At 47.7% G+C, this 20,818-nt stretch carries 18 protein-coding genes; 5 read left to right on the top strand and 13 right to left on the bottom strand.

The features are described 5' to 3' along the window. Positions 1–14 precede the first annotated feature (14 nt). The 8 genes from sucD to sdhC all read right to left on the bottom strand — a co-directional run bounded on the left by sucD (position 15) and on the right by sdhC (position 9,942). Positions 15–887, bottom strand: coding sequence for a succinate--CoA ligase subunit alpha (sucD, locus tag ACXAGC_RS17625; protein WP_070124076.1), 873 nt, complete (start codon positions 885–887; stop codon positions 15–17). Further along, positions 887–2,053, bottom strand: coding sequence for an ADP-forming succinate--CoA ligase subunit beta (sucC, locus tag ACXAGC_RS17620; protein WP_070124077.1), 1,167 nt, complete (start codon positions 2,051–2,053; stop codon positions 887–889). The genes sucD and sucC overlap by 1 nt, the downstream gene beginning before the upstream one ends. Positions 2,054–2,189: 136 nt before the next feature. Next, complete coding sequence (odhB, locus tag ACXAGC_RS17615) at positions 2,190–3,692, bottom strand: 2-oxoglutarate dehydrogenase complex dihydrolipoyllysine-residue succinyltransferase (RefSeq protein ID WP_474845852.1); 1,503 nt, start codon at positions 3,690–3,692, stop codon at positions 2,190–2,192. A 10-nt stretch (positions 3,693–3,702) separates the two neighbouring features. Continuing rightward, positions 3,703–6,525, bottom strand: a complete 2,823-nt coding sequence (locus tag ACXAGC_RS17610) for a 2-oxoglutarate dehydrogenase E1 component (RefSeq protein WP_474845850.1) — start codon at positions 6,523–6,525, stop codon at positions 3,703–3,705. Between the two features lie 202 nt (positions 6,526–6,727). Further along, a complete protein-coding gene (locus tag ACXAGC_RS17605) occupies positions 6,728–7,438 on the bottom strand; it encodes a succinate dehydrogenase iron-sulfur subunit (RefSeq protein WP_119501256.1) in 711 nt (236 codons plus the stop codon). 14 nt (positions 7,439–7,452) lie between these two features. Beyond that, positions 7,453–9,225 carry a succinate dehydrogenase flavoprotein subunit gene (gene sdhA, locus ACXAGC_RS17600; RefSeq protein WP_303574205.1) on the bottom strand — a complete coding sequence of 591 codons (1,773 nt, stop codon included), beginning with the start codon at positions 9,223–9,225 and terminating at the stop codon, positions 7,453–7,455. 1 nt (position 9,226) lies between these two features. After that, positions 9,227–9,574 carry a succinate dehydrogenase, hydrophobic membrane anchor protein gene (sdhD, locus tag ACXAGC_RS17595; RefSeq protein WP_119501254.1) on the bottom strand — a complete coding sequence of 116 codons (348 nt, stop codon included), beginning with the start codon at positions 9,572–9,574 and terminating at the stop codon, positions 9,227–9,229. Further along, complete coding sequence (sdhC, locus tag ACXAGC_RS17590) at positions 9,568–9,942, bottom strand: succinate dehydrogenase, cytochrome b556 subunit (RefSeq protein ID WP_119501253.1); 375 nt, start codon at positions 9,940–9,942, stop codon at positions 9,568–9,570. The genes sdhD and sdhC overlap by 7 nt, the downstream gene beginning before the upstream one ends. Positions 9,943–10,609: 667 nt before the next feature. Between sdhC and ACXAGC_RS17585 the strand changes: the two genes are divergently transcribed. Together ACXAGC_RS17585 and ACXAGC_RS17580 are read left to right on the top strand one after the other, a co-directional pair. Further along, complete coding sequence (locus ACXAGC_RS17585; RefSeq protein WP_474845847.1) at positions 10,610–11,890, top strand: citrate synthase; 1,281 nt, start codon at positions 10,610–10,612, stop codon at positions 11,888–11,890. 60 nt (positions 11,891–11,950) lie between these two features. Continuing rightward, positions 11,951–12,370 carry a DUF3429 domain-containing protein gene (locus tag ACXAGC_RS17580; protein WP_474845845.1) on the top strand — a complete coding sequence of 140 codons (420 nt, stop codon included), beginning with the start codon at positions 11,951–11,953 and terminating at the stop codon, positions 12,368–12,370. A 63-nt stretch (positions 12,371–12,433) separates the two neighbouring features. Here ACXAGC_RS17580 and ACXAGC_RS17575 read toward each other — a convergent pair whose 3' ends face one another. The 4 genes from ACXAGC_RS17575 to ACXAGC_RS17560 all read right to left on the bottom strand — a co-directional run bounded on the left by ACXAGC_RS17575 (position 12,434) and on the right by ACXAGC_RS17560 (position 17,259). Continuing rightward, positions 12,434–13,894 carry a phosphohexomutase domain-containing protein gene (locus ACXAGC_RS17575; RefSeq protein ID WP_474845843.1) on the bottom strand — a complete coding sequence of 487 codons (1,461 nt, stop codon included), beginning with the start codon at positions 13,892–13,894 and terminating at the stop codon, positions 12,434–12,436. Then, positions 13,891–15,312, bottom strand: coding sequence for a mannose-1-phosphate guanylyltransferase/mannose-6-phosphate isomerase (locus tag ACXAGC_RS17570; protein WP_474845841.1), 1,422 nt, complete (start codon positions 15,310–15,312; stop codon positions 13,891–13,893). The genes ACXAGC_RS17575 and ACXAGC_RS17570 overlap by 4 nt, the downstream gene beginning before the upstream one ends. A gap of 154 nt (positions 15,313–15,466) precedes the next feature. After that, the gene (locus tag ACXAGC_RS17565; protein ID WP_474845839.1) at positions 15,467–16,300 is read right to left on the bottom strand and encodes a pirin family protein; all 834 of its coding nucleotides are present in this window, start codon (positions 16,298–16,300) and stop codon (positions 15,467–15,469) included. Further along, positions 16,300–17,259: a glutathione S-transferase family protein gene (locus ACXAGC_RS17560; protein WP_474845837.1), complete on the bottom strand. Its 960-nt coding sequence runs from the start codon at positions 17,257–17,259 to the stop codon at positions 16,300–16,302. The genes ACXAGC_RS17565 and ACXAGC_RS17560 overlap by 1 nt, the downstream gene beginning before the upstream one ends. Positions 17,260–17,469: 210 nt before the next feature. On the opposite strand from ACXAGC_RS17560, the gene tcdA reads away from it, so the two are divergent. Next, positions 17,470–18,243 carry a tRNA cyclic N6-threonylcarbamoyladenosine(37) synthase TcdA gene (tcdA, locus tag ACXAGC_RS17555; protein ID WP_119501246.1) on the top strand — a complete coding sequence of 258 codons (774 nt, stop codon included), beginning with the start codon at positions 17,470–17,472 and terminating at the stop codon, positions 18,241–18,243. A gap of 46 nt (positions 18,244–18,289) precedes the next feature. Further along, positions 18,290–18,697, top strand: a complete 408-nt coding sequence (locus ACXAGC_RS17550) for a hypothetical protein (RefSeq protein WP_349586040.1) — start codon at positions 18,290–18,292, stop codon at positions 18,695–18,697. On the opposite strand, the gene ACXAGC_RS17545 is transcribed toward ACXAGC_RS17550, so the two are convergent. After that, complete coding sequence (locus ACXAGC_RS17545; protein WP_474845834.1) at positions 18,648–19,193, bottom strand: DUF2919 family protein; 546 nt, start codon at positions 19,191–19,193, stop codon at positions 18,648–18,650. The genes ACXAGC_RS17550 and ACXAGC_RS17545 overlap by 50 nt on opposite strands. Positions 19,194–19,367: 174 nt before the next feature. Between ACXAGC_RS17545 and rimO the strand changes: the two genes are divergently transcribed. Next, positions 19,368–20,813, top strand: a complete 1,446-nt coding sequence (rimO, locus tag ACXAGC_RS17540) for a 30S ribosomal protein S12 methylthiotransferase RimO (protein ID WP_474845832.1) — start codon at positions 19,368–19,370, stop codon at positions 20,811–20,813. Positions 20,814–20,818 lie beyond the last annotated feature (5 nt).

The raw sequence follows: 20,818 nt of genomic DNA, 5'->3' as shown, positions 1-20,818 counted from the left end.
TCAAAAAGCGGGGCTTACCAGCCGGTCTGCTCGCGCAGTGCTTTACCGATGTCAGCCAGTGAGCGAACAGTCTTAACGCCTGCTGCTTCAAGGGCTGCGAATTTGTCGTCTGCAGTACCTTTACCACCTGCGATAATTGCACCGGCGTGGCCCATGCGCTTACCCGGAGGAGCAGTAACACCCGCGATGTAAGAAACAACCGGCTTAGTTACGTTTTCTTTGATAAACGCAGCCGCTTCTTCTTCAGCAGTACCACCGATTTCACCGATCATAACAATCGCTTCAGTCTGTGGATCATCCTGGAACATTTTCAAAATGTCGATGAAGTTAGAACCCGGGATTGGGTCACCACCGATACCAACACAGGTTGACTGGCCGAAACCTTCGTCAGTAGTTTGTTTAACCGCTTCGTACGTCAGCGTACCAGAGCGGGAAACAATACCTACTTTACCAGGCTTGTGGATGTGACCAGGCATGATACCAATCTTACACTCACCCGGAGTGATAACACCCGGACAGTTAGGACCGATCATGCGAACGCCTTTCGCATTTACGTATTCTTTAACGTAAAGCATGTCCAGCGTAGGAATACCTTCTGTGATACAAACGATCAGCTCGATACCGGCATCAGCCGCTTCAACGATTGAATCTTTACAGAAAGGAGCCGGTACGTAGATAACAGATGCAGTCGCACCCGTCGCTTCTACCGCGTCACGTACAGTGTTGAATACTGGCAGACCTAAGTGCTCAGTACCGCCTTTGCCCGGCGTTACACCGCCAACCATTTGCGTACCGTAAGCAATAGCCTGTTCAGAGTGGAAAGTACCCTGACCACCAGTGAAACCCTGACAGATTACTTTGGTGTCTTTATTAATTAAAACTGACATTATTTGCCCTCCGCTGCAGCAACAACTTTTTCTGCTGCATCAGTCAGCGATTCAGCAGCGATGATATCCAGACCTGAGTTAGCAAGAACGTCACGGCCAAGATCAGCATTTGTACCTTCAAGACGTACAACAACCGGTACTTCAACGCCTACTTCTTTTACTGCGCCGATGATACCTTCAGCGATCATGTCACAACGCACGATACCACCGAAGATGTTTACCAGTACTGCTTTAACATTGCTGTCAGACAGAATGATTTTGAATGCTTCAGCTACACGCTCTTTAGTCGCGCCGCCACCAACATCCAGGAAGTTTGCAGGCTTACCGCCGTGCAGGTTTACGATGTCCATGGTACCCATGGCCAGACCTGCACCGTTAACCATACAGCCAACGTTACCGTCAAGTGCAACGTAGTTCAGCTCGAAAGAGGCAGCATGTGCTTCACGGGCATCTTCCTGTGAAGGATCGTGCATTTCTTTCACTTTCTTCTGACGATACAGTGCGTTACCGTCTACGCCCAGTTTGGCGTCAAGGCAGTGCAGGTTACCGTCAGTCTTGATTACCAGCGGGTTGATTTCGATCAGCGCCAGGTCAAGGTCTTCGAACATTTTCGCCAGACCCAGGAAGATTTGCGTAAATTGTTTTACTTGTACGCCTTCCAGACCCAGTTTGAATGCCATTTCACGTGCCTGATAAGGCTGAGGACCAACGATTGGGTCGATTTCAGCTTTCAGGATTTTTTCAGGCGTTTCTTCTGCAACGGTCTCGATTTCAACACCGCCTTCAGTAGATGCCATGAAAACAACGCGACGTGTACCACGGTCAACAACCGCGCCTAAGTACAATTCGTTTGCGATATCAGTGCAAGATTCAACTAAGATTTTGCTTACTGGCTGACCTTTCTCATCAGTTTGGAAAGTTACCAGGTTCTTGCCAAGCCACTTCTCTGCAAATGCGCGAATGTCTTCTTTATCTTTTACAAGTTTAACGCCGCCCGCTTTACCGCGACCACCGGCATGTACCTGACATTTCACAACCCACTCGTCACCGCCGATGCGGTCGGCCGCTTCTACAGCACCTTCTGGTGTGTCTGATGCGTATCCTTCAGAAACAGGTAAACCGTATTCTTTGAATAGCTGCTTACCTTGGTATTCATGCAAATTCATGGTGTTTCTATCCGATTTTTAGTAAGACAAAAGTCGCTTATGCGACTTGATTAGTATGACCGGCCTCATTCTTCGAAACCAGCGCTGTGACGGGCAGCAACGGGTTGCTGCCTGCACACAATGACTACCTGAAAACTTATACGTCCAGTAACAGACGTGTTGGATCTTCAAGCATTTCCTTCACAGTAACCAGGAAGCCAACTGACTCTTTGCCATCGATAATACGGTGGTCATAAGACAGGGCCAGGTACATCATAGGAAGAATTTCTACTTTGCCATTCACTGCCATTGGACGTTCCTGGATCTTGTGCATACCCAGAATCGCGCTTTGTGGCGGGTTAATGATTGGCGTAGACAACAGAGAACCGAACACACCACCGTTAGTAATGGTGAAGTTACCGCCCTGCAGATCAGCCATTGACAGTTTACCGTCACGACCTTTCAGAGCCAGATCTTTGATGCCTTTTTCAATACCTGCCATGCCCAGATTGTCAGTGTCTTTCAGCACTGGCGTTACCAGACCACGCGGGGTAGAAACCGCGATAGAGATATCAAAATAGTTGTGGTAGCAAATGTCATCACCGTCAAGAGATGCATTTACTTCAGGGAAACGTTTCAACGCTTCAGTGACTGCTTTCACGTAGAAAGACATGAAACCAAGACGAATGCCGTGACGCTTCTCGAAGCTATCCTGATACTGCTTACGCAGATCCATGATTGGCTTCATATTCACTTCATTGAAGGTTGTCAGCATCGCAGTCGAGTTTTTCGCTTCCAGCAGACGGGTAGCGATTGTTTTACGAAGACGTGTCATAGGAACACGTTTTTCGCTGCGGTCACCAACAGGCAGGTTAGCTGCCGGTTCAGCCGCTGTAGCTGCAGCTTTAGGTGCTGCACTACCGCCTTTCAGATACTGTTCAACGTCTTCTTTGGTGATACGACCGTTTTTGCCGGTACCTTTTACTTTAGACGCATCAACGCCTTTTTCAGCAAGTAAACGACGTACAGACGGGCTTAACGCATCGCCATCATCGCTGTCGTCAGCTTCTTCAGCCGCTGCAGGAGCCGCTTTACCGGAAGCCGCACCTTCAACAAACTTAGCAATCACTTCTTCAGCCGTTACTGTAGCACCTTCTTCTGCCAGAATTTCTGCCAGAGAACCATCTGCCGGCGCAACCACTTCCAGAACCACTTTATCTGTTTCAATATCAACCAGGTTCTGGTCGCGACTTACTGCTTCACCCACAGCAACATGCCATGTAGCAATGGTTGCATCAGCAACTGACTCAGGCAGTACTGGTACTTTTACATCGCTGGTTTTGCCGGAAGCTGCCGGTGCTGCTTCTTTAGATTCAGCTTTAGCTTCAGAAGATTTGCTTTCTGATTTAGCCGGTGCTTCACCGCCTTCGCTCAGCTTCGCAATCACTTGCTCACCTAATACAGTCGCGCCTTCTTCGTTCAGGATTTCTCCGATAACACCGTCAGCAGGTGCTACTACTTCCAGAACCACTTTATCGGTCTCAATATCAACCAGGTTTTGATCGCGCTTAACTGCATCACCGGCTTTAACATGCCAAGTTGCAATGGTCGCATCGGCAACTGATTCAGGCAGAACCGGAACTTTTATCTCAATTGTCATCACTGTTCCTTTATTTAATCGTGAGTGCGTCTTCAACCAGGGCTTTCTGTTGCTGGTTGTGAACGGATAGATAGCCTACGGCAGGAGAAGCCGATGCTTCACGTCCCGCATATGATAATTTTGCACCATCAGGGATGGCTTGCCAGAAGTGATGCTGGCTGCTGTACCAGGCGCCCTGATTTTGAGGCTCTTCCTGACACCATACCCAATCTTTAACATGGCTGTATTCGGCAACAATTTTTGCTGCTTCTTCCTGAGGGAACGGATACAACTGTTCGAGACGGATGATAGCCACATCGGTCTGTTCATTCTTACGACGCTGGTCAAGCAGATCGTAGTACACTTTACCTGAACACATCACCACGCGTTTCACGCCAGCCGGATCGATATCATCAATCTCACCGATAACGTTCTTGAACACGCCTTCAGACAATTCTTCTAAAGAAGAGATAGCCAGCGGGTGACGCAGTAATGACTTAGGTGACATGACAATCAGAGGCTTACGCATTGGACGTACAACCTGACGACGAATCATATTGAACACCTGAGCCGGCGTAGAAGGGATACATACCTGCCAGTTGTGGTCAGCACATAATTGCAGGAAACGTTCGAGACGTGCAGAACTGTGTTCCGGGCCCTGCCCTTCGTAACCGTGTGGAAGTAACACAGTCAGACCACACAGACGGCCCCACTTCGCTTCACCTGAACTTAAGAACTGGTCAAAGACAACCTGAGCGCCGTTAGCAAAGTCACCGAACTGCGCTTCCCAGATAGTCAACGTACCGGGTTCCGCGGTAGCAAAGCCGTATTCGAACGCCATAACAGCTTCTTCTGATAATACAGAATCGAAGATTTCGATTTCACCCTGACCTTCACGGATATTCTGTAAAGGCATAAAGGTTGAAGCGTCAGTTTGGTTGTGCAGTACGGCATGACGGTGGAAGAAGGTACCACGACCTGAGTCCTGACCGGTCATACGGATGCTGCTTCCATCGTCAACAATCGATGCGTACGCCAGGTTTTCAGCCATACCCCAGTCAAGAGGTTTCTCACCGGATGCCATGGCCTTACGGTCCTGATAGACCTTATTTACACGTGAATGCAGTTTGAAGTCTTCCGGATAACTACTGATGCTTTCAGCAAGAGACTTCAGTTTTTCGATAGACAAACTGCCATCGTAAGGTGCATCCCAATCGTGACCAATATACGGAGTCCAGTCTACAGAATGCTCTGTCATCGGACGCCATTCTTCTACCACACAGGCACCATGATCTAATGCTGCACGGTATTCTTCAATGAAACGTTCAGCATCACGACTTTCAATTGTACCCTCAGCAATTAATTGGTCAGCATAGATCTGACGGGGAACAGGATGCTTTTTAATTTTTTGATACATCAATGGCTGAGTCGCGTTCGGCTCATCAGACTCATTGTGACCATGACGACGGTAACAAACCAGATCGATAACCACGTCTTTTTTGAATTTATTACGATACTCAAGGGCCAGTTTAGTCACAAACATCACCGCTTCAGGATCGTCAGAATTCACGTGGAAAATAGGCGCCTGAACCATCTTCGCAATGTCAGTACAATACTGAGTCGAACGGGTATCTTCAGTCTTGGACGTTGTGAAACCAACCTGGTTGTTGATTACGATACGCACTGTACCGCCCACAGCGAAACCACGTGTCTGAGACATGTTAAAGGTTTCCTGCACAACACCCTGACCGGCAATCGCAGAGTCACCGTGAATGGTAATTGGCAGCACTTTATTGAAATCGTCATTGCGGCGGTCAATACGTGCACGTACAGAGCCCATCACTACCGGGTTAACAATTTCAAGGTGAGACGGGTTAAACGCCAGCGCCAGGTGAACATTACCGCCGGGCGTTGCGAAGTCTGAAGAGAAACCTGCGTGATACTTAACGTCACCGGAACCCAACGTGTTGTCATGTTTTCCGGAGAACTCGTCGAACAATACAGACGGGTTTTTACCCAGCACATTAATAAGTACGTTCAGACGGCCACGGTGAGCCATACCGATTACCACTTCTTTAGTGCCAACGGTTCCGGCTTCAGTAATAAGGCCTTTAAGCATAGGAACCAGTGCATCACCACCTTCCAGTGAGAAGCGCTTGGCACCCGGGAATTTTGCACCCAGGTATTTTTCCATACCATCAGCAGCTGTCAGCCCTTTAAGGATAGCAAGCTTCTCTTCTTTAGAGATTTGCGGGCTGGCTTCTACAGATTCAATGCGTTGTTGTAACCAGCGCTTCTGCTCAGTATCGGTAATGTGCATGTATTCTGCACCGATAGATTCGCAGTAAGTGCGGTTAAGAGATTTAAACAGGTCACGTAGCGACATGCTGTCCTGACCGATAGCATACGAACCGACATTAAAGTTAACGTCGAGGTCTGCATCTGTCAGAGAGTGATGAGAGAGATCCAAATCGCGGGCTTTAGTTTGTTTCCAAAGTCCAAGCGGGTCGAGATTTGCATTCTGGTGACCACGAAAACGATACGCGTTAATCAGCTGAAGAACTTTAACCTGACGGTCATCTGAAGGAGCGGAGCCTTCCTGACTGGCAGATGAAGACATCCTGGCTGTTGGTCCAAGGGCAGCGAGCTGCCTGAATTGATTACGAATTGACGTATGGTTGCTTTCCAGTTCTACGCCGTCAACTTTCGGTAGGGTATCGAACACTTGACGCCATGTATCTGAAACGCTTTGTGGATTGTCGATGTACATTTCGTACAGCTCTTCCACATAGGCAGCATTGGCGCCCGCCATATGCGAGGAATCCCACCACGCTTTCATCACGCTTTCTTGCATTATTGTGCCTTGCTACGTTTAGGAAATATTCTTTAACACGGTGTTATATTATGACGGTTATTTTCATAAGAACCAATAGTTATGATCATATTGTGAATAAAAACCAACCGTTTATGCCGTATATATAAAAAAATAGCCATCCTCGATGGATGGCCATTTAGCTAATTACAATCTGAAACTAAAAAAGTGACAGAAATTTGTACTAAACAGCCCGTTGTAAAAGCATCGACTTAATCTGACCGATAGCTTTTGTCGGGTTCAATCCTTTCGGACATACACTGACACAGTTCATGATACCGTGGCAGCGGAAGACGCTGAATGCATCATCCAGGTCGTTGAGTCGCTCTTCGGTAGCGGTGTCACGGCTATCGATTAAGAAACGATAAGCATGAAGCAGACCAGCAGGGCCGATGAACTTGTCAGGGTTCCACCAGAACGACGGACAAGACGTTGAACAACAAGCACATAGAATACACTCGTACAGGCCATCCAGTTTTGCGCGGTCTTCAGGCGACTGCAGATGTTCACGTGCAGGCGGCTGCTTACTGTCGTTAATCAGGAACGGTTTAATTTTCTCGTACTGGTTGTAGAACTGCGTCATGTCAACAACCAGGTCACGCACTACCGGCAAACCTGGCAGTGGGCGGATAACAATTTTACCTTTACCCAGAGCAGATAATGGTGTGATACATGCCAGGCCATTCTTGCCATTCATGTTCATACCATCTGAACCACATACACCTTCACGGCATGAGCGACGAAAAGACAGCGTAGGATCCTGTTCTTTAAGAAGCAGCAGTGCATCAAGCACCATCATATCCTGGCCTTCTTCCACTTCCATTTTGTAGTCTTGCATCTTAGGTGCGTCGTCTACGTCAGGGTTGTAGCGATAAACTGAAAAATGTAATTGCATGGTACTTGCCTCTCTTAATACGAACGCACTTTAGGCGGGAATGCTTCCCGTAACTTTGGCGCCATATTGACGTCACGTTTCAACATAGACTCGGTTTGCGGGCGATAGATGCTATGGCATAACCAGTTCTCATCGTCACGGTCCGGGAAGTCGAAACGGCTGTGTGCACCACGACTTTCCGTACGGAAGTTCGCAGCCACTGCAGTGCTGTATGCTGTCTCCATGAGGTTATCAAGCTCAAGACACTCAATACGCTGGGTATTAAAGTCTGAACTCTTATCATCAAGACGGGCGTGTTGCAGGCGTTCTCTGATTTCTTTAAGTTGTTGTAAACCTTCAGCCATTGCATCACCTTCACGGAATACCGAGAAGTTAAGTTGCATACATTGCTGCAGGTCCTTTTTAATTTGAACCGGATCTTCACCCTTGCCTTTTTCAGAGGACTCCCATCGATTGAAGCGGGCCATAGCCGCATCAAGATCAGATTGAGAAGCATCACGGGCAGGCGCGATTTCAGACAGTTTTTCACCCAGGTGCAGACCGGTCGCACGACCGAACACCACGAGATCAAGCAATGAGTTACCACCCAGGCGGTTTGCACCATGTACAGATACACAAGCAATCTCACCACAGGCGAATAAACCATTTACTACGGAGTCGTTACCGTTTTCATCAACAGTCAGACACTGGCCATGAACGTTGGTTGGAATACCACCCATCATATAGTGACAAGTCGGGATTACCGGAATTGGTTCTTTGACCGGATCAACGTGAGCAAATGTACGTGATAGCTCAAGGATACCAGGCAGACGTGACTCAAGTACGTCTTTACCCAAGTGGTCCAGCTTCAATTTAATGTGAGTACCCCAGGGGCCTTCGCAACCACGACCTTCACGGATTTCCGTCATCATTGAACGGGCAACAACGTCACGACCGGCAAGGTCCTTCGCGTTAGGAGCATAACGTTCCATGAAACGTTCGCCGTCTTTATTAAGCAGGTAACCACCTTCACCACGACAACCTTCGGTTACCAGCGTACCGGCACCGGCAATACCTGTCGGGTGGAACTGCCACATTTCCATATCCTGTACGGAAACACCGGCACGCAGTGCCATACCAACACCGTCACCGGTATTGATGTGAGCATTAGTAGTAGAAGCGTAAATACGACCAGCACCACCGGTAGCCAGTACAACAGCACGTGACTTAAAGTAAACCACTTCACCGGTTTCAATGTCGATAGCAGTACAACCTACTACATCGCCGTCCTGGTTCTTAACCAGATCCAGTGCGTACCACTCAGAAAATACTTTCGTTTTGTTTTTCACGTTCTGTTGATACAGAAGGTGAAGCAGCGCGTGACCAGTACGGTCGGCAGCAGCCGCTGTACGTGCGCCCTGCTCGCCACCGAAGTTTTTCGACTGACCACCGAAAGGACGCTGATAAATTTTACCATTCTCGAAACGTGAGAAAGGCAGACCCATGTTTTCCATTTCAATAATGGCTTCAGGACCGGTTTTACACATATATTCAATGGCGTCCTGGTCACCGATATAATCGGAACCTTTTACCGTGTCATACATGTGCCATTCCCAGTTATCTTCATGGGAGTTACCCAGCGCTACGGTGATACCACCCTGCGCAGATACGGTGTGAGAACGGGTAGGAAAAACCTTAGATAATAAGGCGCAGGATTTACCTGACTGAGAAATTTGCAATGCGGCACGCATACCCGCACCGCCTGCGCCGATTACAACGGCGTCAAATTCATGTACTGGTAGATTCATATCAGATACTCCACAAAACAAACAGGCCAACAAGAACGTATACAAACGCAATCAGGTTCAATACGAACTGGATAACAGCACGCAGGCCGGGCGCTTTAACGTAATCGGTAAGAACTTGCCACAGACCAACACGAACGTGAAACATAACAGCAACCAGTGTTGCAAATGTGAAGACCTTCATGCCTAAGCCAGTAAACAGACCACGCCAGATTTCATAGCTGAGTTCATCGGTGGTGATGAAGAACCACACCATGAAAAATGAAAATGCGGTGATGATTGCGGCGGTTGTGCGCAGTGTAACGTAATCTTGTACACCGTCGCGCTTAATGCTTGCCTGGTTAGTTACCATAGTGCGACTCCCAAAACGACAGTAAGAACAACCCACAGTGCGATGATTGCACGGGCGCTGTTATTACCTGACTCTAATTCTTCCCAGTGACCCATATCCATAATAACGTGACGGATACCGCCAAGAATGTGATACGTAAGTGCGGAAGCTGTACCGATAGCAATCAGTTTTCCAATTACTCCGTCCATGATTGTTTGCACGTTAGCAAAGCCGTCTGGTGATGAAACAGAAACTGCCCATGCCCAGATAACAAATAAAAGTGCGAAAAACATGGCTACGCCGGTGACGCGGTGGAGAATTGAAGAAACAGCAGAGGGAGGAAATTTAATTGTCTTGAGGTCTAAATTTACTGGTCTTTGCTTTTTCACAATTTATGCCTGTTTAATCCGTAGGGATATGAATTACCCGCTGTTTTTATGTCCTGACAGAGTAATTCGGTTGTTTACCTGTTAATAGTCTCGTCCAATGAGTTGTTAACAATTTGTGAAGTATTTATTGCTTTATTAACAAGGCAGTAGTGCCTCGTTTCAAGCACGCCTGAGTATATCCAGCGCATTGTACAATTACAATTTTTTGTACCCTATTAGGACTTTAGTCGTATAACTTCTGAACACCGGATGGCGGGGTGTATGATGAGAGCGTTACTTTTGCTTATCGAAGCAAGCGCAAGTGCAGCAGGCAATCTACACTCAACACCTATGGCGTCGCGTATTAATATAACACACCTGAAATTCTATGCATTTAGATGAAACAGATGTAATCCATGGAAATTTCAAATGATTGTTAATCTGTCATGAAGAAACCATTTCTTTTCACTTCAATTACAACTTATTTTTTAGTGCGTAAATAAAATAAACATAAGTTGTAATACAGTTTCGATATAACTTTTAATAACTTGGAATATTTATTATACAATTTTGCAATTAAATTGACTTTTAGCTGCATAATAAAGTAAAACTACGCCACTTTTTCCAACTAACTCGTTTAGTTTTTAAGCGAGAACGTTGCCAAAGAACCATTCTGAGGAGAGCATTTATGGCAGATCAGAAGGCCATTCTGAAAGCCGGTGATAAAGAGATCGAACTACCGATTTTGTCCGGCACCGAGGGTCAAGATGTAATTGATGTACGTTCACTGGGTGCACACGGATATTTCACGTTTGACCCCGGTTTCATGGCGACAGGCTCTTGCGAGTCTGCAATTACGTATATCGATGGCGCGGCTGGTGTATTATTGCACCGTGGTTACCCTATCGAAGAGCTGGCACGTGATGCGTCCTACCTCGAAGTGTGCTACATGCTGTTAAACGGCGAAGCACCAACTAAAGAAGAATATGATGATTTCCGTGCGACAATTACCCGTCACACAATGGTTCATGAACAAATCAACATGTTCTTCCACGGTTTCCGCAATGATGCCCACCCGATGGCCATGCTTTGCGGCACTGTAGGTGCGATGTCTTCTTTCTACCACAGTGACCTGGACGTTTCTAACCCTGAAGAGCGTATGCGCAGTGCACACCGCTTAATCGCGAAAATGCCTACGCTGGTAGCTATGTGTTACAAGTACAACATCGGTCAGCCGTTTGTTTACCCGCGTAACGACTTAAGCTACGCTGCAAACTTCCTGAATATGATGTTCTCAGTCCCTGCTGAAGAATACAAAATCAGTCCTGCCGTCGAACTGGCTATGGACCGTATCTTCACGCTTCACGCTGACCACGAACAAAACGCTTCTACGTCTACTGTCCGTCTGGCAGGTTCTTCAGGTGCTAACCCTTATGCGTGTATCGCTGCCGGTGTTGCATCTCTGTGGGGCCCTGCGCACGGTGGTGCAAACGAAGCATGTCTGACAATGCTGGAAGAAATCGGCAGCGTGGACCGTATTCCTGAGTTTATCGCACGCGCGAAAGATAAGAGCGATCCTTTCCGTCTGATGGGCTTCGGTCACCGTGTTTACAAAAACCACGACCCGCGCGCCACAGTAATGCGTGAAAGCTGTCACGAAGTACTGAAAGAGCTGAATGTACAGGATCCATTACTCGATGTAGCAATGGAACTGGAAAAAATCGCCCTTAACGACCCGTACTTCGCTGAGAAGAAACTGTTCCCGAACGTTGATTTCTACTCAGGCATTATCTTAAAAGCGATTGGTATTCCTACCAACATGTTCACGTGTATCTTTGCTCTGTCCCGTACAGTTGGCTGGATTTCACACTGGCATGAAATGATGAGCGATCCAAAGCAAAAAATCGGTCGTCCACGTCAGATGTATACAGGTTACAACCAACGTAAATTCTCACCGCTGAAAAAGTAATTTTTTCCCGATGAGTTAAAATAGCGCCTTATGGCGCTATTTTTGTTTTAAGGAGTGAATATGCCCTATCAGGTTGTGCTATTAGGGGTTGCCGGACTGATCCCTTTTTTATTTTTACCTCTTGCAGTGGTCCTTAACCTGCTGCCGTTGCATGAAAGTGCCCGTTATTTCACCCAGTATTCTGCCGTCCTGCTGTCATTTTTTGGTGGTATTTACTGGTGGGATGCCCTGAATAAAAAAGCGTATGGTCCGCAACTTGTGATTGCCATGCTGCCCACGATTACTGGCTGGTTATGTCTTGTATTTGCAGGCAACCTGTCTACGCTGGGTGTGCTGTCGGTGGCTTATCTGGCAGTATTATTTTATGACAAGCAGGTACTCGCATTAGATAAATCAGCGATTGTCAGCTATATCACCTTGCGGATGGCTTTAACAACAGTGGTTGTGTTGTCACATGCCTGGTTGATTTTCCTGTTCTGAATCATGTTATACAAACGAAAAAGCCTCGTTAAAACGAGGCTTTAGACATTTAAGGAATGACTATTATTCAGATCGAATAAGCGTAATTAATTCCTGTGTTTTTTCTTCCATCAACGGGATGTTTCCGCGGGACTCAACGTTCAGGCGTATTACCGGCTCAGTATTCGATTTGCGCAAATTAAAGCGCCACTCAGCAAATTCATAACCGATGCCGTCCGTATCGTCGATAATTTCAGCGTCTGCCTCATATTTTGCTTTAACCCGCGCCAGCGCAGCATCAGCATCTTTCAGCACGCTGTTAATTTCCCCTGAGGACGGAAATGCTTCAATCCGTGCTGCCACCATATCAGCCAGCGATGTTTGCTTTGTGCAGAGCAGCTCTGCCACCAGCAACCAGGGGATCATACCTGAATCGCAATAAGCAAAGTCGCGAAAATAGTGATGAGCACTCATTTCGCCGCCGTACACAGCGTCTTCTTTACGCATACGCTCTTTGATGAACGCATGACCGGTTTTGGATTTAACCGGCGTCCCGCCAGATGTTTTCACAATGTCTTCGGTGTTCCAGAACACGCGGGGATCGTAGATAATTTTGGCTTTATCTTCCTTGTCGATGAACGCCTGAGCAAGCAAACCTACAATGTAATAACCTTCAATAAACTCCCCTTTCGCATCAAACAGGAAACAGCGGTCAAAATCACCGTCCCAGGCGATGCCGAAATCAGCGTTATGGGCAATAACCGCTTTTGCAGTATCCGCGCGGTTTTCAGGCAGAAGCGGATTGGGGATCCCGTTAGGGAATGTACCGTCAGGCTGATGGTGAACTTTGATGAATTCCACCGGCACAGCTGTTTCAGCGAATACCGCTTCAATGGCATCCAACGCCTTACCGGCTGCACCATTACCCGCATTCGCGACAATTTTGAGAGGCGTCAGGTTAGCTGTATCAATGTACGAGACAACGTGGCGTGCATAATCTGTGAGGCAGTCTTTTTCTTCGTAGGCACCGGAAGCCTTAAGCTTCGCAATATCAATATGACTGTGGCCATTGAAGAACGCTTCAGCATCAATGCTGGCATCATTGCAATAAAATGCCAGACGGCTTGCAACCGCTTCGTCACCGTATGTCTCAGCAAGGGCTTTAATCGCATTTAACCCGGTATCACCACTGATAGGAACAGAGCCGGCTTTAACCAGCTTCATACCGTTGTAGTTAATCGGGTTGTGGCTGGCAGTTACTTCAATACCACCGTCAACACCCAGGTGCTTAGTGGCAAAATATATCTCTTCAGTGCCGGTATCACCTAAGTCATAAACCTTTGCACCGCCATCAATCAGGCCCGCTGACAAAGCCAGTTTCAATGGTGTAGAAGTAAGGCGCACATCACCACCGACAACCACAGTTTTCGCTTTCAGTTCTTCAGCAAAAGCGCGGCCTATACGGTAAGCCACTTCCTCGGAGAGCTGCTTGTTCAGCTCTCCGCGGATGTCATAGGCTTTAAAACAGGTAATTAGCTGACTCACGCTTTACCATCCTTTTTTTCTGTTCTGCCATAACGGTCAGAGAAACGGATGATATCATCTTCACCCAGGTAACCACCGGATTGCACTTCAATCAGCTCCAGAGGGATCTTGCCCGGATTTTCCAGCGCATGAACTTCACCGATTGGAATATAGGTCGACTCGTTCTCTGTCACCAACTGCGTTTTTTCTCCGATGGTAACATTGGCTGTGCCGCTTACTACGATCCAGTGCTCAGCTCTGTGATGGTGCATTTGTACTGATAATTTCTCACCCGGTTTAACCGTAATACGCTTCACCTGGAAACGGGCACCGTTATCAATGGAATCGTAGCTGCCCCAGGGTCTGAATACTTCACGGTGGAATTCGAATTCCGGGCGTTTTTCAGCTTTCAGACGGTTAACCACATTTTTGATGTTTTGCACTTTGTCTTTGTGCGCAACCATGATGGCGTCTTTTGTTTCAACAACAACAACATCATCCAGTCCGATAACAGAAATCAAACGCTGCTCGGCATTAATATAACTATTGTTAACGCCTTCAAGAATGGCATCTCCGACAATAACATTGCCACGGGTGTCTTTCTCTGCGGTTTCCCACAAGGATGACCAGCTGCCTACATCAGACCAGCCAGCGTCAAGTGGTACCATTGCCGCACTGTCGGTTTTTTCCATCACTGCATAATCGATTGAATCGTCCGGGCAGGATGCAAATACATCACCGTCGACACGGATGAAGTCCAGATCAGCAGACTCAGTATCGATGGCATCACGGCAAACTGACAAGATCTCAGGATTCAATTTTTCTAACTCTTCCAGATAACGGCTTGCTTTAAACATGAACATGCCGCTGTTCCAGAAATACTTACCGGAAGACACATAACCTTCCGCAGTGGCAAGATCCGGCTTTTCTACGAATTCATCAACCACAAATCCGTTATCAATTCCGTCTCCGGCTTTGATGTAACCGTAACCGGTATGCGGCTGGTCCGGTACAATCCCGAAGGTTACCAGCTTACCTGTTCGTGCCAGGATCTCCGCCTTTTCGATGGCGAGATGGAAAGCCGGCGTATCTTTAATCAGATGGTCTGCTGCCAGCACCAGTAAAATAGGATCTTCACCATTTTTGGTTGCATGCAACGCAGCCAGCGCAATCGCAGGGGCAGTGTTGCGCCCTACCGGCTCAAGCAAAATTCCGTCATGGGCAATGTTCTGTATGCGTAACTGTTCCGCAACCAGAAAACGATGGGAATCATTACAAATAAAAATGGGGCTTTCAGAATCGGTCCCTTTCAGTCGGGTAACCGTCTCCTGCAACATAGTTTGTTCTGACGTAAGCGCGAGAAATTGCTTTGGAAGTGCTGCGCGGGATTTAGGCCACAAACGACTGCCTGTCCCACCGGCTAAGATAACTGGTTTCATTGACTTTCCTGTTTTATAAGTACGGCTAATTCTTTTTCCTGCCTCACTGAATACTAAGCGAGTGGCTGCTTTGGTTCAATTGTTTGTCAGTGGAAAGTCGTCAAAACCATGCAATTTTAACAATTTCGACACAAAGCAGCTTAAAAATGCCTGTTTAACCAGCAAAACGCCCGTTCTGATAGTCTTTAATGGCCTGATGAATTTCAGCTTCGGTGTTCATCACAAATGGTCCGTACTGCACCACAGGTTCCTGAATAGGCGCACCGCTGACAATAATGCATTTTGTGCCGGCCTGCATTGACATCGTTAATTCTGTTCCTTTACTTAGTACAGCCAACTTTCCATGACTTACCGGTTGTTCAGCAATTTGCAGGCCACCTTCGTAGCAGTAAACAAATGTATTGTGTTCATCCGCCAGCGGCAACATCACTTCCTCTTCAGCAGCGCTTTGTACGTCAATAAACAGCGGATCGACAGAATGACTTTTAACCGGACCACTGACGCCATTAAATTCACCAGCCAGTATTTTCACCCTGATCTGTTGCCCTATAGCAACATCCGGCACGGCATCAGGATGGATATCTTCATATCCCGGCGCTGACATTTTTTCTTTTGCCGGTAAATTCACCCACAATTGAAAGCCTTGCAACAACCCCGATTCCTGTTCCGGCATTTCTTCATGAATGAGTCCCCTGCCCGCGTTCATCCACTGGATGCCACCAGCCTCAATGACGCCTTCATTGCCTACGGTATCCCGGTGACGCATTTTACCTGCCAGCATATAAGTCACCGTTTGAAATCCCCTGTGCGGATGGGGAGGAAAACCGGCGATGTATTCACCCGGATTATCAGAACCGAAAAAATCCAGCATCAGAAAGGGATCAAGACGGGGAAGCGACGGCTGTCCTATTATGCGGGTCAGCGACACGCCCGCACCATCTTGTGTGGGTTTTCCCTGATGAAGTGACAATACAGTTTTAGTGCTCATTATTTGTTCTCTCTGTTATGGGGCACATCCAGTTGCTGTGCCGGACCCGCCGGCACAACCTGTGTCGGATTAATCATGGTATGACTGTAGTAGTAATGGCGTTTGATATGAGCAAAATCCACTGTGTCAGCCACACCGGGAAATTGATACAGCTCCCGCATATAATTGTATAGATTGGGATAATCCGTGACCCGTTTATGATTGCATTTAAAATGACCGTGATAGACAGGATCAAAGCGGATAAGCGTGGTAAACAAACGCCAGTCTGCTTCAGTAAGTTTGTCACCGCACAAGTATCGTTGATGACTCAATCTGGATTCGACAGAGTCCATGGCGTTAACCAGGGCTTCAAATGCCTCTTCGTAAGCACTCTGGGTAGTAGCAAAACCACATTTATACACACCGTTGTTGATGTTGTGATAAACCAGTTCATTGATATTATCGATGTCTTCCCGTAACGCCGGAGGATAATAGTCCGTCGTATCACCGGTTATGTCATTGAATGCCGTATTAAACATTCTGATAATATCCGCCGATTCGTTGCTGACAACAGATGCGGTTTTCTTATCCCAGAGCACAGGTACCGTAACCCGTGTTGTTACGCCCGGCTCAGCTTTGGTATATAGCTGATGCATGAAATCTAAATCATAAAGATCATCGCCGCTGCTACCTGCGGATTTATCAAAGGTCCAGCCATTATCCAGCATATCCGGCGACACAACGGAAACACTGATGTGCGGTTCCAGTCCTTTAATTTTCCGGAAAATCAGGGTTCTGTGTGCCCACGGACAGGCAAGCGACACGTAAAGGTGATATCGCCCGCTTTCAGGAGTAAATTTCGCGTTATCTGAATTCTCAACATGATGTCGGAACACAGACTGTTCCCGTTTGAATTTCCCGCCGTTGCCGTCAGTATCGTACCATTTATCCTGCCATTTACCGTCTACCAGTAGTCCCATGAAAAGCTCCTGCTAAATTGGATTTTGAAATTTAACCACACCTTTCGTTTAACATATTTTGACAATTCAAGGATTGATTATCCGGATAATTAGAATAATCCCCGTCAAATCCGCACTGCGCACTGCATTAACAAGAAATTCCTGTAAAATACTGCCTGTCGCCTGAATTACCTTCAGCGACGCAGGTTTTATATTAAATCAGCAGGAACTATGAGCGAAAAACAACGATTTGGCGGAATAAGCCGGCTGTACGGCGTTGATGGCACTGAAAAACTGGCAGCAGCCCACGTTTGTGTAACAGGTGTAGGGGGCGTTGGCGCGTGGAGTGCTGAAGCGCTGGCACGCAGCGGTGTGGGTACGATTACTCTGATTGACCTTGATGATGTGTGTACGACCAACATCAACCGTCAGATCCATGCGCTGGACAACACGGTAGGTCAGGCTAAAGTCGACGTGCTGGCTGAACGTATTAAGTTAATTAATCCGGCCTGCAGGGTAATTACGGTAGAAGACTTTGTGACACCTGAGAATGTCCGTGAAGTGTTGCATACAGATATGGACAGTGTGATTGAAGCCACCGACAGTGTGAAGGCCAAAGCGGCTATCATTGCCTGGTGCAAGCGTAACAAGTGCCATGTTGTGACCGTTGGCGGTGCCGGCGGTCAAATTGATCCCACGCAGATAACACGGGGCGACCTCGCCAGAACTATTCAGGATCCGCTGGCGGCAAAGGTTCGCAGTGAATTAAGACGCTTTTATAACTTCACGAAAAATCCGAAACGCCGGTTTGGCGTGGAGTGCATCTATTCGACGGAACAGTTACGCTACCCCCAACCGGACGGTTCAGTGTGTCACAGTAAATCTGCACTTGAAGGCGGTACGCGACTCGATTGCGCGGGCGGTTTTGGTGCAGTGGTAACGGTAACCGCAACATTTGGCATGTTTGCAGCGGCCAGTGTGATTAATAAAATCACGGCGAAATAGACACATCGGGCTACAACGCGCACAATAAAAGAAAAAGGAGAACACGATGCAACAAGCTGAACTCGAAAAATTAATGGAAGAATGCTCTGCCGACGCTGTCCGGGCGGCTCATGATGAATTCGCTATTGAACTGGATTACAGCCCTGAAAGCACAAAGAGCGTTGACGACATACTGCTATCTTTTCTGGACAAGTACCACGACAAAGCGCTGGAAGACTCCGCCGTCTTTACCATTTGTAACGTCTACGGTGCGTATCTTGGTGAGACATATAGAAAGATTGCTGGCGGCGACTGGCGATATGACGATTCAAATCCCGAAGCGCCCTTTGTTGTACTGGACGCCGGAGAGTACTCTTACGCGTTTGCCGGTATTTGTTATGAGCGCCTGGTAAACGACAGCAATGTCAGTGTGGCGATGTATTTTGACCAGGCTTTGTCACGCCAGCGTCAGTAATTTTTTTATCTTCTGTGCCGCCACTGTCTCCGGTGGCCGGATCACGCCAGTCACTGACCATCAACCGTATATGCCGGCTGCGCATGACAGTGACGAATACCAGAACATTGACCAGAATAAAACAAGCCGGCGTCCAGTGGAAATCCCACTGGTCGTGCAGCACGGTCTGCATTTGTGCTGCGATACTGACGATATTTCCCGTCCAGATAAGCGGCATGATCCCCAGTCGCCAGCCGGTCAATTCCTTATTCCACAACCGCTCCCGGTTACCCATCAGCAAAATGACTGTTAAAAAAGGCCAGGTGGCAAGCAAGCGCCAGCCAAGTACTGTTTTATCAGGATAAAGTACGGAAAGTAATTCTGATGTCTGGCCAAACGTGACCAGAGAAAAGACTAATGCAATCCAGTCACTGCAAAGTATTAACAGCATCCAGTAAAGCCAGAGTGGCGGTTTGACGCGACCGGCTTCATCATAGCAATGTAACGGCAATAACATGAGGAGTGAACACTTTTTCCTCCGGGTAACACCCGGACACACAGGATTATTCAGGTGCGGCAGTCTAACAGGTGAATGAAAAAAGAGGAAATCGCTGCCGGAACGAAGGCTAATCTTATTACTCTGCAATAAGCCTGATATAATGTGCCGATAATGTGTTAACAGTAGAAGTCCATGTCCGTAGAGAAATACACCCCGAACGCGACCACCACACTCAGTACTCCGGTCAAAGTACTTGAGTCACAGCGTAGCGACAGCCCGGCATCCACCGTGGAAAATCCCATTGCGAAAATTGGTTTTGTCAGTTTAGGCTGCCCGAAAAACCTCGTGGATTCCGAAAGGATTCTCACCCAGCTTCGCACCGAAGGGTACGATGTTGTCCCTACTTACAACGATGCCGATCTCGTCATCGTCAACACCTGCGGTTTTATCGATTCTGCTGTGCAGGAATCATTAGATACGATTGGTGAAGCACTGACAGAAAACGGGAAAGTGATTGTGACCGGTTGTCTTGGGATCAAAGAAGATGAAATCCGCGAGGTGCATCCGAATGTGCTCGCTATCACCGGCCCCCATGCTTATGAAAGCGTGGTGGAACAGGTTCACAGTCATCTGCCGAAGCCGGTTCACAATCCGTTCGAGCACCTTGTACCGGATCATGGCATTAAACTGACTCCGAGACATTACGCCTATCTCAAAATCTCTGAGGGCTGTAACCACCGCTGTACATTCTGCATTATTCCATCTATGCGGGGAGACCTGGTCAGCCGTCCGGTGGGTGAAATACTTGATGAAGCAAAGCGCCTGAAATCAGCAGGTGTCAGCGAATTACTGGTCATTTCCCAGGACACCAGTGCATACGGTGTAGATGTAAAACACCGCACAGGTTTCTGGAACGGTATGCCGGTTAAGGCACATATGCAGCAGTTGTGTGAACAACTCGGTGAACTGGATATGTGGGTGCGTCTGCACTACGTTTATCCCTACCCTCATGTGGATGATCTTATTCCGCTGATGAATGAAGGTCGTATTCTGCCGTATCTTGATATCCCTTTTCAGCATGCCAGCAAACGTATCCTGCGTCTGATGAAGCGTCCCGGCAGTGCAGAACGCACCATCGAGCGGGTCAAAGCCTGGCGTGAAGCTTGTCCTGAGCTCATTATCCGCTCAACTTTTATTGTTGGATTCCCGGGAGAAACGGAAGAAGAATTTGAAGAATTGCTGACTTTCCTTCGCGAAGCACAGCTGGACCGCGTTGGCTGCTTTGCTTACAGTCCGGTTGAAGGTGCAAAGGCCAATGATTTGCCTGACCCGGTGCTGGAAGACGTTAAGCAGGACCGGCTTGCACGCTTTATGGCAGTGCAAAGCGAAATCAGTGCACAACGCCTGAAGTCACGTATCGGTAAAGAATATCTGGTGGTCATTGACAGTGTTGACGCCGAAGGTGCCGTTGGCCGTACCTATGCCGACGCCCCGGAAGTCGACGGCGTCGTTCACCTCAATGGTGTGCACGATGTGAAACCGGGTGAACGTGTTTGGGCAGAAATCATTCATGCTGATGAGCACGATGTCTGGGGCGTTTTGAGCCCTGACGATGACGAAGAGATGGAAACGGCCTGATCCAC

This window comes from Alteromonas sp. AWJ4_197 (assembly GCF_056160285.1).
This window is presented reverse-complemented; position numbering and strand designations above follow the sequence as displayed.

Bases quoted from the DNA above. Each gene is read 5' to 3' on its own strand.
- sucD (WP_070124076.1), bottom strand. From the start codon at position 887: ATGTCAGTTTTAATTAATAAAGACACCAAAGTAATCTGTCAGGGTTTC.
- sucC (WP_070124077.1), bottom strand. From the start codon at position 2,053: ATGAATTTGCATGAATACCAAGGTAAGCAGCTATTCAAAGAATACGGT.
- odhB (WP_474845852.1), bottom strand. From the start codon at position 3,692: ATGACAATTGAGATAAAAGTTCCGGTTCTGCCTGAATCAGTTGCCGAT.
- ACXAGC_RS17610 (WP_474845850.1), bottom strand. From the start codon at position 6,525: ATGCAAGAAAGCGTGATGAAAGCGTGGTGGGATTCCTCGCATATGGCG.
- ACXAGC_RS17605 (WP_119501256.1), bottom strand. From the start codon at position 7,438: ATGCAATTACATTTTTCAGTTTATCGCTACAACCCTGACGTAGACGAC.
- sdhA (WP_303574205.1), bottom strand. From the start codon at position 9,225: ATGAATCTACCAGTACATGAATTTGACGCCGTTGTAATCGGCGCAGGC.
- sdhD (WP_119501254.1), bottom strand. From the start codon at position 9,574: ATGGTAACTAACCAGGCAAGCATTAAGCGCGACGGTGTACAAGATTAC.
- ACXAGC_RS17585 (WP_474845847.1), top strand. From the start codon at position 10,610: ATGGCAGATCAGAAGGCCATTCTGAAAGCCGGTGATAAAGAGATCGAA.
- ACXAGC_RS17580 (WP_474845845.1), top strand. From the start codon at position 11,951: ATGCCCTATCAGGTTGTGCTATTAGGGGTTGCCGGACTGATCCCTTTT.
- ACXAGC_RS17570 (WP_474845841.1), bottom strand. From the start codon at position 15,312: ATGAAACCAGTTATCTTAGCCGGTGGGACAGGCAGTCGTTTGTGGCCT.
- ACXAGC_RS17565 (WP_474845839.1), bottom strand. From the start codon at position 16,300: ATGAGCACTAAAACTGTATTGTCACTTCATCAGGGAAAACCCACACAA.
- ACXAGC_RS17560 (WP_474845837.1), bottom strand. From the start codon at position 17,259: ATGGGACTACTGGTAGACGGTAAATGGCAGGATAAATGGTACGATACT.
- tcdA (WP_119501246.1), top strand. From the start codon at position 17,470: ATGAGCGAAAAACAACGATTTGGCGGAATAAGCCGGCTGTACGGCGTT.
- ACXAGC_RS17550 (WP_349586040.1), top strand. From the start codon at position 18,290: ATGCAACAAGCTGAACTCGAAAAATTAATGGAAGAATGCTCTGCCGAC.
- ACXAGC_RS17545 (WP_474845834.1), bottom strand. From the start codon at position 19,193: ATGTTATTGCCGTTACATTGCTATGATGAAGCCGGTCGCGTCAAACCG.
- rimO (WP_474845832.1), top strand. From the start codon at position 19,368: ATGTCCGTAGAGAAATACACCCCGAACGCGACCACCACACTCAGTACT.